Below are 17,705 nucleotides of genomic sequence, written 5' to 3' on the forward strand. Positions count from 1 at the left end.
CGTAACCTTTAATTAGGCACTATTCCAACTTCTGGCTATAGCAAGGTGTCTAACGAGTTTAGAAAAGATTAATAAAAATAAACAATGCCCCATGAAGGGCATTTGAAAGAAATATGAAAAGAATAAAAATTCTGTTGGGATTATTGATGATTGGTGTAACGCTGCAATCTTGTTCAAATGATTTTGAACCTTACGATCCTAATGCACAATTAGCGATTGACATTGAAACAATCGACAGTTATGTTGCTACCAACAATTTGACCGTAAAAACTCATGAGACAGATATTAGATACATTATTGATGAAGAAGGAAATGGAAAAACAGTTGCACTAGGTGATACTGTTTACGTTAATTATGAACTCACACTTTTGGATGGTTCTTTTATAGACACCAACGTAGAGCAAACCGCAGTAGACAACGGCATCTTTAGCGCCAGTAGAACCTATGAGCGATTTGGTTTTATATCTGGTCGAGGTATGGTGATTTTAGGTTTTGACATCTCTACTCAGATTTTAACAGAAGAAGGAAGTGGCACATTCCTAATCCCATCAGTATATGGTTACCAAGATTTACAAAAGGATCGAATCCCTGCCAATTCAAATTTGAAGTTTAAAATCACACTGCTGGAAGTGAAAAAATAAATTAATAAAGGCCGATCGTTAATCAATCGGCCTTTATTTTTATCACCTAAAAGAACGGTTACTTCTTTTTCAGGCTCATGTCTTCATCTCGTTTCGCCTTAAATTCCGAACCTTCACTCCATTTCGGGAAGTAAGTTTCATTAGCCAACCTCTTACCTACATTGAAAAGTAATGCCGCATCTTGGGCGATACCTTTCAAATCCCACTCTTCAGGTAAGTAATTGTCTGCCTGCTGGTGGTATCGAATGGCCAAATACTCTTGTGTCTTCTTTTCAATAAACTCCACTCCCTTTTCTTTCGACTCATACGAACCCGAAGCGTATAAAGCTGGAATACCTATTTTGGCAAAATTGAAATGGTCAGAACGAAAGAAATAACCTTTTGACGGATCTGGGTCAGGAATTACGTAACGCCCCTGTTTGTCGGCTTCAGTCTTCGCATAAGTATCTAACTCCGACTGTCCATAACCAGTAATGGTCAAATCCTTCATTTCGCCATAGGCTGGAAGACCATCGATATTAATATTCGCTACACTTTGATTTGCCAGAAACAGTGGGTTTTGAGCATAATAAGCAGAACCCAGTAAACCTTGTTCTTCTGCCGTTACGAACAGAAATACCACCGAACGTTGAGGTTTAGTTTCCATTTTAGCGAATGTTTCGGCTATCGTAAGCAGACCTACCGTTCCGCTGGCATTATCATGTGCACCGTTATAAATAGAATCACCATCTACTGGAGCACCCACACCCAAATGATCCCAATGAGCTGAATAAATAACGTACTCATCTGGCCTTTCGCTTCCTTCAACCATGGCCACAACATTATGCGACATATCTCTTTTGATTTCATTCTTAACACTCATAGAGGCTTTCAAGCCCATTGCTATGGGGTTGAAACCTTTTGTTTTGGCCAAACTAGAGTAGTCCTTAATTCCTGCTGCTTGAAACAACTTAACCGCTGTATTTCTAGTAATCCATCCCTGAATTGCGCATTTATAGGGTGGATTGGCATCGTCTAAATTTAGCTTTGCACCTGTCCATGAACTTTGCACCACTAACCACGGATAACCAGCGGGAACGGTTTCATGCACAATCAAAACACCAGCCGCACCTTGTCGAGCCGCCTCTTCATATTTATAAGTCCAACGGCCATAGTAAGTCATTTGGTCACCTTTAAAAAAAGTGCTGTCACCTGAGCCAAAACCAGGGTCATTCACTAAAACGACAACCGTTTTGCCCTTTACGTCCATACCTTCATAATCATTCCAGCCATACTCTGGTGCTACAATACCAAAGCCTGCATACACCAATTCAGAATCTTTAATAGCAACTTCTTCTTCCACCCTTTCGGTATAGATCACAACATCGTCACTGGTTTTGAAACTCATAGATTCACCCTGTCCGGTTACGGTCATAGTCGGAGATTGTGTGCCTGTAATTTCTACCAAAGGCACTTCCTGAAAATAGCTATCTCCATTCCCAGGTTTCAAGCCCATTCCTTTCAATTCCGACTCCAAATAATGAATCGTTTTTTCTTCTCCTTCGGTGAAAGGTTTTCTTCCCATAAAATCATCTGAGGCCAGCACACTTAGATGACGGTCGATGGTGAGTGTATCAATAACTACCTTTTCCTCAGTTACATTTCCACCCGATTGGCAAGCCCAAAAAGCTATGGCCAACAAAGCGAAAATTGCTATATTTTTTCTTTTCATATTCTATCAATTTAAAAACGAAGATAAAGAAAATTTAAGGGCTTAAAATGAATTTTGAGGAACAGGTCAAATCCTCTAATTTCACTGATGTAATTCTCGAATTTTAGAATTGATGAAACACAGCCTCCTCATTTTCCTTTTGCTTATCGTCATCAAACCTTGTCATGCGCAAAACGCCTCACAGATTGTAAGTGAAAAAACAGGAAATATTTCATTCTCTCCCTTGCCCGTCACTGGTTTATGGGTGATTGAAAAAGTTGAAGTAAATGATAAAGACTTAACCCCCACAGCCAAATGGATTTTACTTGAAGAAGACGGCACTTTTACTTCGGGAAATGGGTGGCTTCAAAATGACTTGGGAAGTTGGATTTATGATGATCAACAAAAAACCTTGCTTCAATCCACTGAGGCAAGAATTGACCCCTACGGCCCTTTTAATGTTTCATTTCAAAATGAAAAAATGATTTGGGAGAGAATTGAAGAAGGAAATAAAGTGAGTATAACCCTAGTGAACGTAAATCAGAAGCCAATGGCACCTTGGGACACGCTTGTTGGCACTTGGGAGATTAGAATTGCGAACGGGATACACCCGACTACAGGCAGAGTGGTTGCCGAATATCTGCTTGAAAGAATTACTTATAGCTTTAATTGGGACAGGCGCTATAATAAGTTTGATACAGAAGGGGTTTTAGTGGAAACAGGCATTTGGCAAATCGATTCACATTCACCGATACTCACATTAATCAGCGATGATAAAGACATAAGAACCCGTTGGGCAATTGAATTTAGCAATGGTAATATGCTCTGGGAACGCCTATTAGTGAAAAATGAACTCATGAAGTTATATTTCAAGAAGGGTTAAAGTTTCAATACAAAAAATCCGAAAATAAAAAAGGATCACTTTTTGAAAGTAATCCCCTTAATATCTCAAGCAAACCTATTCGTTCCCTAATAAATCTACTACATGTACATCAAAAACCAATACTGAATTGGCTGGAATAAACAAGTTGCCAATGTTTCCATATCCATACTGTGAAGGGATGTATATAGTAGCTACTGTGCCTTTATTAAGTAATTTAAAGGCAATATCCCAACCTTGAACAACAGAACCTTGACCAATTACAAAATCAAATACCTCCTTGCCAACATTCGTATCAAACGTAGTTCCATCGAGTAAATAGCCTGTATATTTCACCAATACAGTTGAGCCGAACTTTCCGTTTGCTCCTGTCCCTTGTTCCTTAATGATGTAACGTATACCACTCTCGTCCTTTTCTGCTACAAGACTATTATCAGCTAAGTACTGTTCAATCAAAACAGTATCTCTAGTAAATTGCTCCTCAATATCAAAAATTTCATCTGGCTTACAGGCACTAAAAGCCAAGGCCACAATACCCAATACTAAGAATGTTCTAATCGTCTTCATTAATTCGGTTCTTTATTTTTTTCAATTCTTAATGTCAACCAACTCAAGCTCAAACATTAAAATTCCATTTGGAGGAATTGGGCTGCCTGGTCTTGGCTCTGGTCCATAAGCCAATTTTGAAGGAACAAAGAAAATAGCGCTCCCTCCTTTATTCAATAACGGAATACCCACATCCCAACCTGCAATCACAGCTTGTTGTCCCAAAGGAAAAGAATATGCCTCATAAGGTTCTCTCATAGGATTATAAAAGTTATTCTCTTCTGCAACGGATTTGTAACTGGTGTCGATATATGTTCCGTCCAATAATTGAACTACGTATTCAACTGATACTGTTTGACCAGCTTGAGGCTTCGCTCCATTACCTTCCTTTTTCATAATATAGTAAAGGCCTTCTTCTGTACTTTGAGCTTTCAAATTATTTTCTGCCAAATACTCTTCAATGATCACTTTATCCTTTTCTTCCTGAAGTGCAACAGCCTTTTCCATTTCAACTTGTATCCGCTCAGAAAATGCTTGTTCATCATTAATTTCAAGCACTCGAATGTTCATAAAAACAGATTCAGCTGTATCCAAATCCGGAGTAATAGGCATTCCTGTCAACATTGAATACTGATCTAAATGAAACTTGATCTGCACGCTATCTCCTTCACCCAAGGGTTGAAGTATTTTACCCAACATAGGTGGGACTCCAGTAACAGGGTTGATCACAAACCCTCCAATAGGTTTAGGGTTAATCACAACAGAATCCTTATAAACACTCTTGAGGTCTAGCATCATGGCTTGGTTTGGCCCTAATTTCTTACCTCCGCGCTCGTCCACTAACCTGTATGCAACACCCGGCTCTGATTCAATAAACTTAATCTCTTTCTTACAGCTAGAGAGCCCAACTAAGGCGATCATTACCACAAAATATTTTTTCATTTGATTCATATCTAGTCCTTATTCTTAAATCGATGCCACAATGAAGGGCAATTTATAGGGTTATTTATTCTTTTCGCTATCTAATAAAGGTTTGTAATCTATCAAAACAGACTTGAATTTATCTACTGTTTCTTCTAGCGTTCCATCGGTTTTTCCTCCAGCTGCATTTCTATGACCACCTCCATTAAAATACTTGGAAGCTATTTCATTTGCTGGAAAATCGCCAATAGAACGAAACGACATTTTTATTCCATCTCCACTGTCTTTAAACAATACGGCCAATACTATTCCTTCAAGTGAAAGTGCATAATTAACTAAACCTTCCGTATCTCCAGTTTTTGATTCAAATTGGTCAAGCTCATCATTTGTAATGGCAAAATATGCAGTGTGAAACTCAGGAAGCACTTCAAGCTTTTTACTCAAAGCAAAACCCAAAAACTTAAGCCTGTTAAGCGAGTTGGTGTCATAAATTTCCTTGGCTACTTTGGCGTTATCTGCACCAATCCCAATTAATTCAGCGACCACCTCATGAACGTTCTGAGTTGTGTTAGGGTGACGGAAGCCGCCAGTATCGGTCATTATCCCTGCATAAAGACATTCCGCAATATCTTTGTCAATCAATGCTTTGTCGCCCAACATCACAATCAGTTCAAAACAAAGTTCGCAAGTTGAAGCCGCTTTGGTATCCCACAGCCTATAATCAGCAAAATCTTCTGGTTCCAAGTGGTGATCTACGTTTACTTTAAAAGCTTTGGCATTCCTTACCATTTCTCCCATCTCGTTAATTCTGTGTAGTACAGAAAAATCGAGCGTGATAATCGTATCGGCCTCGTCAATAAATTTTTCTACTTGTTTTGAATTCTTATCAGTAAAGACCAAAACGTCATCGTTCCCCTTCATCCAATGTAGGAATCCTGGGTAGTCACTTGGTGTAATCACCTTAACGTTGTGCCCCTTCTTAATAAGGTAGTTAGCCATCCCCAAAGAAGAACCTAAAGCATCGGCATCAGGCTTGTGATGTGTAGTAATCACAATTTTATTTGGGGTATTCAGCTGTTTGATTAAAGAATTTATATCTCCCATTAACAACAAATACTGCAAAAGCAGTATACCAGTCAGCCGACAAAGTTGATAAGAATAAGCTTCTAAAACAATGATTAACCTATTGATAAATAAGTTAAAATATTCATAATCAGGTTAGAGCATCCGAATTAATATTCTATTTTTGCAGCCAAATTAAGAAAATACAACAAGGACATAATTAGAATGGCAACAAACAGAACATTTACAATGGTTAAGCCTGACGCTGTAGAAGCAGGTAACATTGGTGGAATTTTGAATATGATTGAAGAAGCTGGCTTCAAAATCGTAGCAATGAAATATGTGAAATTGAGCGCAGAAATTGCTGGTAAATTTTACGAAGTACACAGTGAAAGACCTTTCTATGGTGAGCTTTGCGAATACATGTCTTCTGGAGCAATTGTAGCTGCAATTCTTGAAAAAGACAATGCTGTTGCTGATTTCAGAAAATTAATTGGCGCTACTAACCCTGCTGATGCAGAAGAAGGTACTATCAGAAAAAAATATGCGACATCAATTTCTGCTAACGCAGTACATGGTTCGGATTCTGATGAAAACGCAGCAATTGAAGGAAGTTTCTTCTTTTCTCAATTCGAAAGATTCTAAAGATTCTATTCCTTATTCAGAATAAAAAAGCGGCTTATGGTCCCTTTTTTATTCTGTTTTAACCACCAACTTTTTAATCCAACCAGGCAAAATCAAAGCACCAATGATTAGGTATGGGTAGAAACTAATCAGGCGCCAGATCAAACTGGCTACAAAGGTATATTCCCCCAAGAAATCTCCGAAAAAAGCTGGAAAGATATATTCAGCCATTCCTGCACTACCAGGTGTAGGGGAAACAAGCATCACCAACCACATAATAAGGTGTCGGCTAAGAAGCAATACATGTTCGTTAGTACTAATAGGAACAAAGCCTACCACTAGCATATTCAATACTCCAAGCTTGACAATCCAAATTGCATAGGTAAGCCCTACCAGTTTGAGCCAGAAGGCAACTGATTTTCCTCTTAATTCTTTTGATACCTCAAAAAGCTCATCCGCCCTATTCGACAAACGCTCTTTCCACTTTTTTAAGAAAGACAATCGCGCCAATTTGTGTAACAGCTTTTTCACCAAAGAAGGGAACAGCAATAAGGCAGAAATTTTAAACGAAATATAAAAAGCAATTAAGCCGTAACTCAGATAAAAGAAATATGATAAACTGCCTCCCAATTCACTCTGAATAAGTTCAGACTGTGGTAAAGCAGCACCATTGGTGAATAACAGAGCAATGGGCGAAGCGGTAAGAAAAAAGATATTGTCCATCATGGCCAACAGCAAGGCATAAGCTAACGCCCTCCCCACATCTATCTTATGTTTATGGATAATATACACGAGTACAGCAATAGGGCCAATGATTGGAGGCACCACTGCCACGGCAAATTCCCAGAGGAACACAATCCGCAGAGCGTCCTTTGTGGTAAACGAACCGCTTCCAACTAATTTTACCCTCGCTGTATTTAGTAGGTCTTTAGAAATCAGAAAAACGAAAGCCAAAACAATGGCCAAAACTGAAATTCGAAGCATGGACTGTAAGGACGCTTCATTAATCTTATCATCGCGAAAAGCAATGAATGTCACAATAGCCAAACCAATGATGACTGGAAGCCAAACACTTCTGGGTTTCAGAGTACGAAGTGCTTTTTTAGAATCTACTTCCATTATCGCTCTACGAACTCACCTTCTATTTTCTCAATCCAGAAATTATTGAAGCCCTCACCTAAGTGCATGGTAATTTCTCTCATTTGTAGAAGGTCCAATATGGAAAGGAAGTTGAAAATTACAGCAATCTTATTGGTGTCCAGCTCAATTAATTCCAAAAAAGAAATTCGCGGTGTTTCGCCAAGTTTGGCCATAATAAAATCGCGCTGGGAAGAAATGGTATATGGATATTGCACTACCTCATGCTTGGGCTTGTTCTGTTCTACCTCATATCGAGATATCACCTTTTGAAAAACTTTCAGTAATTTATATAAGTCTAAATCCTGCATTTCGGATTCAACATCATTGCCTTCTGATAATTTTTTTATCTCACGCAAAACATTACCTCTTGATTCCATCTGCATGCGGTCACCCTCCATTTGGATAAAGGTTGCTACCACAGACTTATACTTTTTATATTCGAGCAAATGCCTTACTAGTTCATCTCTCGGATCAACTTCATTTCCCTCTTCATCCAATACAGGGCGAGGTAACAACATTTTTACCTTAATGCGCATCAAAGTAGCCGCCACCAAAATAAACTCACTTGCTACCTCCACATTTAATTGTTCCAAATGATGCAGGTAATCCAAAAAATCTTTAGTTATCTTGTTGATCGGGATGTCATTAATATCCAACTCATCTCTTTGAATAAAGAAGAGCAAAAGATCGAATGGACCTTCAAAAAGCGGAAGTTTGATTTCGAAACTCAAGGATTCTGATTTGTTATGAATCAAATATATAAGGATTAGGAGAATGAAGCCGGCTAACTCAAAATATTTTCTAATTTTGTTGTTTCAAAAAATCCGGCTCAAACAATTATTGCGTAGTTAAGTTCTTAATTCATTTAGTCTAATATCAAATGCTGATACAACCGGGAAAGCTGCTTAGTAAAATTGATTCACCTGATGATCTTAAGAAATTAGATCAGGCTGACCTTGTTCAGGTATGCGATGAATTAAGACAATTTATAGTTGACAACGTTTCTGTTTACGGGGGCCATTTTGGCGCTTCGTTAGGAGTTGTCGAGCTCACTGTCGCCCTACATTATGTATTCAATACACCTACCGACCAATTGACATGGGATGTGGGACATCAGGCTTATGGACATAAAATATTAACCGGAAGAAGGGATACTTTCCATACTAATCGTATTTATAAGGGACTTTCGGGTTTCCCAAAAAGAAAAGAAAGCGAGTACGATGCTTTTGGAGTAGGTCATTCTTCCACTTCAATTTCGGCCGCTTTAGGTATGGCCATGGCCAACCAATACAAAAAGGATGACCGCCACCATATTGCCGTAATTGGCGATGGCGCCATGACAGGAGGTCTTGCCTTCGAAGCCATGAACCATGCGGGGGTTTCCAATAGCAACCTGCTCATTATCCTCAACGACAACTGTATGTCCATCGACCCAAATGTTGGGGCGTTGAAAGATTATTTAACAGATGTCACTACATCTTATACTTATAATAAAGTAAAAGATGATGTCTGGAGACTACTAAGTAAGTTTTCTAAATTCGGAAAAAGCGCACAAGAAATTATATCCAAGGTAGAAAACTCAATGAAGACCATGCTTTTAAAACAAAGCAATCTTTTTGAGTCACTCAATCTCAGGTATTTCGGACCAGTAGATGGACACGATGTTCATCACCTTACCAGCGTAATGACTGACCTGATGAATATTCCAGGCCCAAAAATTCTTCATTGTGTAACCGTGAAAGGCAAAGGTTATAAACCTGCTGAAGAAGGAAATGCAACTACATGGCATGCGCCAGGCAAGTTTGATAAAGTAACGGGCGAAGTATTCAAAAAAGTAATCGACAAGCCAGAAGCGCCTAAATATCAAGATGTTTTTGGTCACACTTTAGTAGAGTTGGCTGAAAAAAACGACAAGATTATGGGCGTTACGCCTGCTATGCCTTCTGGTTCTTCAATGAACATAATGATGAAAGCCATGCCAGACAGGGCTTTCGATGTAGGAATTGCCGAACAGCATGCTGTAACTTTTTCAGCCGGGTTGGCCACCCAAGGGCTTATTCCTTTCTGCAATATTTACAGCACATTCATGCAGCGTGCTTACGATCAAGTGATTCACGATGCATGTATTCAGAACTTACCAGTAAACTTCTTTTTAGACAGGGCTGGTTTTGCTGGTGCAGATGGACCAACCCACCATGGTGCGTATGACATTGCCTACATGCGATGTATTCCGAACATGATTATTGCTGCCCCAATGAATGAGGCAGAATTAAGAAATTTAATGTATACCGCTCAACTTCCACGAGAGGGTGAATCATTTACTGTTCGTTACCCAAGAGGTCAAGGTGTGATGCCTGAATGGCGTACCCAAATGGAGAAGGTTACCATTGGTACAGGTAGAAAAATAGCCGATGGCAAAGATGTGGCTGTACTTACCATTGGCCATATCGGAAATTATGTAACCAAGGTGCGAGAACAACTGAGCAAAGAAGGTTTAGCTCCAGCGCATTACGATATGCGTTTTGTAAAACCTCTAGACGAAGAATTACTCCATGATATATTCAGAAACTTCAAAAAAGTAGTTACCGTTGAAGATGGCTGTGTAATGGGTGGTTTTGGTAGTGCCATTCTCGAGTTCATGGCCGACAATAACTACATCGCACAAATCAAACGTTTGGGTATTCCCGATGCCATTATTGAGCATGGAACTCAAGAACAATTACACGCGGAATGTAATTTTGATGAAGCGGGAATTGCCAATGCCGTTCGTGAACTGATGGGTGTAAAAGTGGCAAAAACTCAACATGCCAGCAACTAAGGCAATAATTCAAGGCGAAGGTTTTCCAGTTATTCTACTTCACGGCTTTTGTGAAAACAAATCCATGTGGTTTCCTTATGCAAATAGGCTTGCTGAGCAATATCAAATCATTTGCCCCGACCTACTGGGTTTTGGTGAATCCCCATTACCAAACAAAGACATTACTTTAGAAGGAATCGCTGATGAACTGGCTGGTTTTCTATCTGAAAACAAGGTAGAAAAATGTGTTGTCATTGGTCATTCATTGGGTGGCTATGTAGCCTTGGCTTTGGCCGAAAGGCATCCTGCGCTTATTCAAGGCCTAGGCTTGTTCAATTCAACCGCCATGGGCGATGATGAAGAAGCAAAACACAGAAGAAATAAATCCATTTTATTTCTGAAAAAACATCCCGTTCCGAAATTCATTGAGCCCTTCATTCCTTCTCTATTTTATTCGAAACGAAAAGATGAACTGAAGGAAGAAATTGCTTTGGCCACTTCAATCGGCTTACAAAGCCCTTTAGAAACTATAATTGCTTACACCTTGGCAATGAAAATTCGAAAAGACAGATTTGAACTGTGGAAGAATCTTCCGTTTCAAACCTTGTTCATTGGTGGTGCTAACGACAGTCGCGTTCCTTTAGAAGTGGCCGAAGAACACATTGAAGAGCGCGTGAAAGTTGATGGTTATATTTTGCCAGAGACAGCTCATATGGCCATGCACGAACGGCCAACAGAAACCTTACAAATGATTCAGGATTATTTATTAAAAGTGGTCTGAATTTTAATCTCCAAACTTTTCTTCACCCTTCTTATATTGTGCTTTCCATCTGGCGTGCTCTGCCGGCTTAAACCTGTAGTCCTTGTGCTCCGCAAAAGCCTGAGTAAACTCGGCTCCAAAAAACATAATCAGACAAGTATAATTGATCCAAAGCATGATCAGCACAATACTCCCTGCTGCGCCATAGGATGAAGCAGGTTCAGCTTGCCCGAAATAAAAGCTCAAAGCAAACTTACCAATGATGAATAATATGGCGGTGAAAAAAGCACCTGACCACACGCTTCTCCAGTTCACACTTACATCGGGCAAAACTTTAAATACCAATGCGAAGAGTATAGTGGCCATACCCAATGTAATTGCAAAATCCAGTACATTGACTAATACGAGTAAATAATCTGGAAATTGACGACTCATCCACTCGCTAATGGCGGCCAATATTGCAGAAACCACTAAAGAGATAAGTAGCAAGAAACCAATAGCTAAAATAAGCCCCAAAGAATAGGCCCGATCAAATACAAGGCGCTTAATTCCGCTATTGGGCTTTTGTTCAACACGCCAGATATTATTAAGTGATTTTTGTAACTGAAAGAAAACCGTAGTGGCTCCAAATAGTAAAATACCAATCCCCACAGCACGCATAATAAAACCTGAATCACTTCGATATGAGCTAGCAATCATGTTCTCCACGCTCTGCGCAGCATCATAGCCAATCATTCCTGAAATCTCATTTACCAAGCGGCCTTGAACAGCTTCTTGTCCATATACCGCACCTCCAATAGAGATCAGTAAAATCAAAAGTCCAGGAAGCGAGAATATGGAATAGTAGGCCACAATAGCACTTTGACGAAAGGCTTCGTCTTCATTCCAGCCCTTAAAGGCTTTCTTTAGCAATTTCCACCATGTCTTTATACCCATCATAATAAAATTAGATAATGAAGTAGAAACACATATCTGCCAATAATGTTAGAAACCTATTGGTGAATGGAAGAAATTGAATAGGAAGCTCGAAAAAGAGCTAAGAAAAAACCTCTTAACGTGAAACCAGATAATGCACCAACCTAGCAGCCAATCTTGCGGTAGCGTTGTCTTGGTCATACTTTGGGCTCAATTCGGCTAAATCTATACTAATCAGTTTTTGAGATTCAATCAATAAATCGAGTGTTTTCAGTATGATATCAGGCGAGAATCCCATTGGAGAAGGGGCACTCACTCCGGGCGCGTAAGCCGATGAAAAGCCATCCAAGTCAATCGTCAAATAGACCTTATCTACCTTTTGAAGAAAGTCATTCAAGCAGTTTTTTACTTCACCCCAATGTTCGATGGTATATTTCGTATTTTCTAAATAGGTAACTCCTAATTCATCGGCAGTATTGAAAAGCGTCTGCGTATTAGCTGAACACTGAATACCTAAACAACAATATTCAAATGCTTGCTTTTTAGCTTTGCAATCATGTGCAATTTGGAAAAAGGGGGTTCCAGAAGTATTACCGTTTTTATTACTTCTTAGGTCAAAGTGCGCATCAAGATTGATAATTCCGATGGTTTGGTTTTTCCCCTGCCCATCTAAAAAATGACGAATTCCGGCATAATGGGCATACGCAATATCATGCCCTCCACCCAATAAAATGGGGAAGGCACCTTGGCTCAACAACTGACTTACGCTCTTGCTTAAATGACCATGCGCTCCGTCTAAATCTTCGTCCACGCACGCTACATTTCCAAAATCCAGAATATCCGTTGGGTTTATAAAATGGTTTGGAAGAATGGCCAGCATTTTGCGGATGGCATCTGGTCCATCTATCGCTCCAACCCTACCCTGATTCCGCTTTACGCCTTCATCCACCGCATAGCCTAAAATGGCCAATTGCTTATTGGCAGAAGATTTAAGTTCCTCCAATGAGGATGCTTTCACCATTTCATACCAGTAGTTAGGCCGTCCAAATTTTTCATCTTTTCGCCCTTTCCAAAGCGACAGGTCTGCTGGTTTCAGTGCATTCATAGGTTTAGACTTTTTGACCTCTTTTATAAACCATTGCAGGTTTCAGCTTGCCTTGTTGGTAAAGAATTTCTTGGTAATTATTACAAGGGAAAATAGCCAAATCGGCTAGTGCTCCTTCTGCCAAAGTTCCTCGATCCGTTAATTCTAAAGCCGCTGCTGCACGAACGGTAATGCCCGCCAACACCTCGGCATTGGATAGTTTTTCTACTGCACCCAAAACCGCAGCCTGCATGAGTAAATCACCCATCGGAGCTGAGCCGGGATTCCAGTCGCTGGCAATGGCCAAACAAGCTCCCGCATTCAATAATTTACGAGCAGGCGTATAAGCACAACCCAAGCCCAATGTAGCACCTGGAAGAGCGGTGGCAATCGTATTGCTCTTCGCTAGTATTTCAACTTCTTTATCTGTGCTGGCTTCTAAATGGTCAGCACTTACAGCCCCTACTTCCACCGCCAATTGGCTTCCACCTGTTGAAAACTGGTCCGCATGAATGGTGATCGAGAAGCCCATCGCCTTGGCCTTTTCTAAATAGGGTTTTGCTTCTTGGGGCGAAAAAGCACCCGATTCCACAAAGATATCGATGCGGTTCGCCAGCTTTTCTTCCTTCAGAATAGAAAATAATTGTGAGCTAATTACTTCCAAATATTCTGTTTTCGAACCTTCAAAATCCTTCGGGTGCATATGGGCCGCCAAGCAAGTTGCCACTAAATCAACAGCATGTTTTTTATTCACCGCTTGAATAGCGCGAAGCATTTTCAACTCTTCATCTACCGTCAGTCCATAGCCACTTTTGGTTTCTATCGTGGTTACCCCTTCCGACAAATGGCGACTGGCACGTTCGGCAATTCCAGCCTCCAATTCTTTTTGCGAAGCATTTCGAGTTTGAGTGACGGTGTACCAAATTCCACCGCCCAATTCAGCCATTTCCAAATAGGTTTTTCCTGAATTTCGAAAAGCATAATCACGTGCCCTACTACCCGAAGAACAAATGTGGGTATGCGAATCAATAAAGCCTGGCAAGGCCACAAAATCGCCTTCGATTTTCACTACTTCGGCACCAATGATTTTGGCTTCGTTTAAAAGCCTATCAAAATCTCCTGTTTTGGCAATGGTTTCTCCTTGCAAAAGGATTCCCATTTCACCTTCTAAAACATTAAGTTGTTCGTCTTTTAAAGCACCATTCAATGGCAAGCCCGTCATGGGCAAAACCTGCTTAAATGGGCCGATTAGTTTGTAGGTATTCATGGCAAAATCATAATAGTCTTTTAATAGTTCCTTCCTCCGAAGTCTCGGAGTCAGGATGAAAAGTCGGCATAATTAACCTCATCACTCCAAAAACCGAAGATTAAAGCGTCAAACCAAACTCATCGCTTTTTTCTTGAGCAGTTTCATAGCCTGCATCTGCATGACGAATAACGCCCATTGCAGGATCAATGTGAAGCACGCGCTCCAAACATTTCTCCGCACGTTCGGTACCATCAGCCAAAACCACCATACCTGCATGTTGTGAATAGCCCATTCCAACGCCTCCACCATGATGGAAAGACACCCAAGTAGCGCCTCCACTGGTGTTGCCCATCAGGTTCAACAATGTCCAATCCGACACGGCATCGCTACCATCCAGCATGCCTTCGGTTTCTCGATTAGGCGAAGCCACAGAGCCACAATCCAAGTGATCGCGACCTATTACGATTGGCGCTTTTACTTTGCCTGTTCTTACCAATTCATTGAAAATAAGCCCTGCTTTTTTACGCTCGCCCAAGCCCAACCAACAGATTCTACATGGCAAACCTTGGAAGGCGACACGTTCTCTGGCTTGTTTCAGCCAATTGATCAAATGATGGTTGTCAGGAAATGCCTCCATCAAAGCTTGATCGGTGGTATAAATATCTTCTGGATCGCCAGAAAGCGCAGCCCAACGGAAAGGGCCTTTTCCTTCGCAGAACAAAGGACGAATGTAAGCCGGCACAAAACCTGGGAAATCGAAGGCATTTGCCTCTCCACCCTGACGCGCAAATTCACGTAAATTGTTGCCGTAATCAAAAGTGATTGAGCCTCGTTTCTGCATTTCTAGCATAAAACCAACGTGCCTTGCCATACTCTTCAGTGACTTGGCTTTGTAGGTTTTAGAATCTTCGGCTCTCAATTTATCCGCCTCTTCCATGGTATAACCATTCGGAATATAACCGTTGATTGGGTCGTGGGCAGAAGTTTGATCCGTAAGAATTTCAGGAATCACGTTATCAGCCAAAAGCTTTTCGAGCACATCGCCTACATCGCCTACCAAACCGATGGAAATGGCCTCTCCTTTTTCCTTGGCATCTAAAGCCCAATCTCTGGCTTCTTCATAGGAATCGGTCATTTTATCGATGTAGCGTGTGTCCAAACGTTTCTTGATTCGAACAGGATCTTTGTCAACCCCCAAAAAAGTGGCTCCGGCTAAAGTAGCGGCCAAAGGCTGAGCGCCCCCCATTCCACCTAAACCACCTGTCACCACCAGTTTATGTTTCAAGTCCCCTTGAAAATGCTTGATGCCACAGGCGACAAAAGTTTCATAAGTTCCTTGAAGAATTCCTTGGCTACCGATGTAAATCCAGCTTCCAGCCGTCATTTGACCATACATCATCAGACCGCGTTCTTTCAATTCATTGAAATGCTCCCAATTGGCCCATTCTGGCACTAAATTGCTATTCGCAATCAATACACGTGGTGCCTGAGGATGCGTTGGAATAATGCCCACGGCCTTGCCCGATTGCACCAAAAGGCTTTGGTCGTCTTCCAGTTTCAAAAGGCATTCAATGATTTTCTTAAGCGCTTCCGGATTTCTGGCTGCTTGCCCATTTCCACCATACACCACCAATTTTGAAGGATCTTCAGCCACATCGGCATCGAGGTTATTCAAAAGCATGCGCAATGGCGCTTCAGTTTGCCATGATTTAGCGTGAAGCTGATTGCCCGTTGGCGCTTTATAATGCGGGTGATTGGCGTATAGCTCAATAAACTTCGAATAATTCATGCTGATTGGTTTTGAGTGTACTATAATTTTCTTTTTGGTGAACAGCAGATAGCAATACACCATCCTTCACCATGTTAATTGTTTTTTCTATGTCCAGAGCAAAAACCCTGTCTACTGTGGCATGCGTTACTTGCTTTCTGACCAAGTCATGCATTTCGCCAATAATTTTACCTGATTTTAACGGACGATGAAAGTCAAGCGCCTGTGCAGCACAAAGCAATTCGATGCCCAATATTTTTTCTACATTTCCAATGACTTGGTAAGCCTTTCTTCCTCCAATAGAGCCCATACTTACATGGTCTTCTTGCCCCAATGAAGTCGGAATACTGTCGGCACTAGCAGGGAAACACAAGCCTTTATTCTCACTCGCCAAAGCGGCTGTAGTGTACTGCGGAATCATAAAACCTGAATTGATACCCGTTTCCTTCATCAGCAATTTCGGCACATTGTCCACTATTCCCTCAAGAGAAAGGTAAATTCTTCGATCTGAAATATTGCCAATTTCTGACGCGGCCAAGCAGGCGTAATCCAAAGCCATGGCCAAAGGTTGCCCATGGAAATTCCCTCCACTAATGGTCAAGTCAACATCGAAAATCACAGGGTTGTCTGTTACTGAATTGAGTTCTATTTCAACCAACTCTTTCAAATGCAACCAAGCATTTCTCGAAGCCCCATGCACCTGCGGAATGCAGCGCAAAGAATAGGGATCTTGCACCCTTGTACAGTTGGCATGTGAAGTCATTACCTCGGAATCGCTGAGCAAAGCAGTCATTCGGGCGGCTACATGTTGGTTTCCTTTAAACGGACGCAACTCGTGTAATTCTGGCCTGAAGGGTTTCGAAGACCCTAGCAGCGCTTCGACCGTCATAGCGCCAATCAAATCGGCATGATTCAGGCAATTATGTAGCCTGTCTACGACTTTCACCGCATAGGCTAAAATAAATTGTGTGCCATTAATGAGTGCCAAACCTTCTTTTGGACCAAGTTCTAATGGTGTTAAACCATGCTTTTGAAGCGTGCGGAGTGTGTCATGTTTTTGGCCGTTCTCCATTACTTCTCCCAAACCAATTAGCGGAAGGAAAAGATGAGACAATGGAGCCAAATCTCCAGACGCACCCACCGAACCTTGACTGGGTACAACAGGAATAATATCGTTGTCAATATGCCATTTGATGCGATCCAAAGTCGTTTCTGCAATTCCAGAATAACCTTGCGATAAGGAATTCATTTTAAGAATCAACATCAGTTTCGAGATGTCGTCAGGGACTGAGTCACCCACTCCCACACTATGACTTTTGAGAATATTTTCTTGCAAAAGCCTCGTTTTCTCTTCGGAAATAAGAGTAGTGCACAAAGGACCGAAGCCAGTATTAATTCCATATACTGCTTTTCCCCTTGCAACAATTTCTTCTACCGTTTGCTGGCTCTTCACCACCTTGGCCCGAGTTTCCTCACTCAAATCTCCAACCATTTCTCCAGCACAGATGGCAAAGGCTTTGCCTACGGTTAAATGCTCTTCACCGTATAAAAATATTTGTCTTCCCATGAAAGTTGATTTAAACAAAAAAACCCGCTAAGGAATCTACATAGCTAGTAGTTTAGAGCGA

General features: G+C 41.0%; 16 protein-coding genes. 5 read left to right on the forward strand and 11 right to left on the reverse strand.

Translation table 11 applies throughout. The features are described 5' to 3' along the window. Positions 1-113: 113 nt before the first annotated feature. The gene (locus AWN68_RS12570) at positions 114-641 is read left to right on the forward strand and encodes an FKBP-type peptidyl-prolyl cis-trans isomerase (protein WP_068416181.1); all 528 of its coding nucleotides are present in this window, start codon (positions 114-116) and stop codon (positions 639-641) included. A 58-nt stretch (positions 642-699) separates the two neighbouring features. On the opposite strand, the gene AWN68_RS12575 is transcribed toward AWN68_RS12570, so the two are convergent. Next, positions 700-2,352, reverse strand: a complete 1,653-nt coding sequence (locus AWN68_RS12575; RefSeq protein ID WP_068416184.1) for a M28 family metallopeptidase — start codon at positions 2,350-2,352, stop codon at positions 700-702. A 112-nt stretch (positions 2,353-2,464) separates the two neighbouring features. Here AWN68_RS12575 and AWN68_RS12580 point away from each other — a divergent pair, with 112 nt between their 5' ends. Next, positions 2,465-3,214 carry a hypothetical protein gene (locus AWN68_RS12580; protein ID WP_068416187.1) on the forward strand — a complete coding sequence of 250 codons (750 nt, stop codon included), beginning with the start codon at positions 2,465-2,467 and terminating at the stop codon, positions 3,212-3,214. 75 nt (positions 3,215-3,289) lie between these two features. Here the strand turns inward: AWN68_RS12580 and AWN68_RS12585 are convergent, their stop codons facing one another. Genes AWN68_RS12585 through AWN68_RS12595 form a run of 3 tightly spaced genes read right to left on the reverse strand, consistent with a single transcriptional unit; the run spans position 3,290 to position 5,782 of the window. Continuing rightward, positions 3,290-3,778, reverse strand: a complete 489-nt coding sequence (locus AWN68_RS12585; protein ID WP_068416190.1) for an FKBP-type peptidyl-prolyl cis-trans isomerase — start codon at positions 3,776-3,778, stop codon at positions 3,290-3,292. Positions 3,779-3,799: 21 nt separating this feature from the next. Beyond that, on the reverse strand, positions 3,800-4,699 hold the full coding sequence (locus tag AWN68_RS12590) for an FKBP-type peptidyl-prolyl cis-trans isomerase (protein WP_157716197.1): 900 nt from the start codon (positions 4,697-4,699) through the stop codon (positions 3,800-3,802). Between the two features lie 60 nt (positions 4,700-4,759). Next, positions 4,760-5,782, reverse strand: a complete 1,023-nt coding sequence (locus tag AWN68_RS12595; protein WP_068416195.1) for a DHH family phosphoesterase — start codon at positions 5,780-5,782, stop codon at positions 4,760-4,762. 183 nt (positions 5,783-5,965) lie between these two features. On the opposite strand from AWN68_RS12595, the gene AWN68_RS12600 reads away from it, so the two are divergent. Continuing rightward, positions 5,966-6,385 carry a nucleoside-diphosphate kinase gene (locus AWN68_RS12600; RefSeq protein WP_068416198.1) on the forward strand — a complete coding sequence of 140 codons (420 nt, stop codon included), beginning with the start codon at positions 5,966-5,968 and terminating at the stop codon, positions 6,383-6,385. 48 nt (positions 6,386-6,433) lie between these two features. Here AWN68_RS12600 and AWN68_RS12605 read toward each other — a convergent pair whose 3' ends face one another. Then, positions 6,434-7,483, reverse strand: a complete 1,050-nt coding sequence (locus AWN68_RS12605) for a lysylphosphatidylglycerol synthase transmembrane domain-containing protein (protein ID WP_068416201.1) — start codon at positions 7,481-7,483, stop codon at positions 6,434-6,436. Continuing rightward, positions 7,483-8,235, reverse strand: coding sequence for a segregation and condensation protein A (locus tag AWN68_RS12610; protein WP_068416488.1), 753 nt, complete (start codon positions 8,233-8,235; stop codon positions 7,483-7,485). The genes AWN68_RS12605 and AWN68_RS12610 overlap by 1 nt, the downstream gene beginning before the upstream one ends. Positions 8,236-8,384: 149 nt before the next feature. On the opposite strand from AWN68_RS12610, the gene dxs reads away from it, so the two are divergent. Together dxs and AWN68_RS12620 are read left to right on the forward strand one after the other, a co-directional pair. After that, a complete protein-coding gene (dxs, locus tag AWN68_RS12615) occupies positions 8,385-10,322 on the forward strand; it encodes a 1-deoxy-D-xylulose-5-phosphate synthase (protein ID WP_068416204.1) in 1,938 nt (645 codons plus the stop codon). Next, complete coding sequence (locus AWN68_RS12620) at positions 10,309-11,082, forward strand: alpha/beta fold hydrolase (RefSeq protein ID WP_068416206.1); 774 nt, start codon at positions 10,309-10,311, stop codon at positions 11,080-11,082. Before dxs ends, AWN68_RS12620 begins: the two co-directional genes overlap by 14 nt. Before the next feature lie 3 nt (positions 11,083-11,085). Here AWN68_RS12620 and AWN68_RS12625 read toward each other — a convergent pair whose 3' ends face one another. The 5 genes from AWN68_RS12625 to hutH form a co-directional block, all read right to left on the reverse strand. Continuing rightward, a complete protein-coding gene (locus AWN68_RS12625; RefSeq protein ID WP_221405723.1) occupies positions 11,086-12,000 on the reverse strand; it encodes a YihY/virulence factor BrkB family protein in 915 nt (304 codons plus the stop codon). A 112-nt stretch (positions 12,001-12,112) separates the two neighbouring features. Next, positions 12,113-13,081, reverse strand: coding sequence for a formimidoylglutamase (gene hutG, locus AWN68_RS12630; RefSeq protein WP_068416211.1), 969 nt, complete (start codon positions 13,079-13,081; stop codon positions 12,113-12,115). A 4-nt stretch (positions 13,082-13,085) separates the two neighbouring features. After that, complete coding sequence (hutI, locus tag AWN68_RS12635) at positions 13,086-14,327, reverse strand: imidazolonepropionase (protein WP_068416214.1); 1,242 nt, start codon at positions 14,325-14,327, stop codon at positions 13,086-13,088. A gap of 100 nt (positions 14,328-14,427) precedes the next feature. Further along, complete coding sequence (gene hutU / locus AWN68_RS12640) at positions 14,428-16,098, reverse strand: urocanate hydratase (RefSeq protein WP_068416217.1); 1,671 nt, start codon at positions 16,096-16,098, stop codon at positions 14,428-14,430. Then, positions 16,076-17,644: a histidine ammonia-lyase gene (gene hutH, locus AWN68_RS12645; protein WP_068416219.1), complete on the reverse strand. Its 1,569-nt coding sequence runs from the start codon at positions 17,642-17,644 to the stop codon at positions 16,076-16,078. Before hutH ends, hutU begins: the two co-directional genes overlap by 23 nt. Between the last annotated feature and the right edge of the window lie 61 nt (positions 17,645-17,705).

This window comes from Roseivirga echinicomitans, assembly GCF_001592935.1.
Lineage (GTDB): Bacteria > Bacteroidota > Bacteroidia > Cytophagales > Cyclobacteriaceae > Roseivirga > Roseivirga echinicomitans.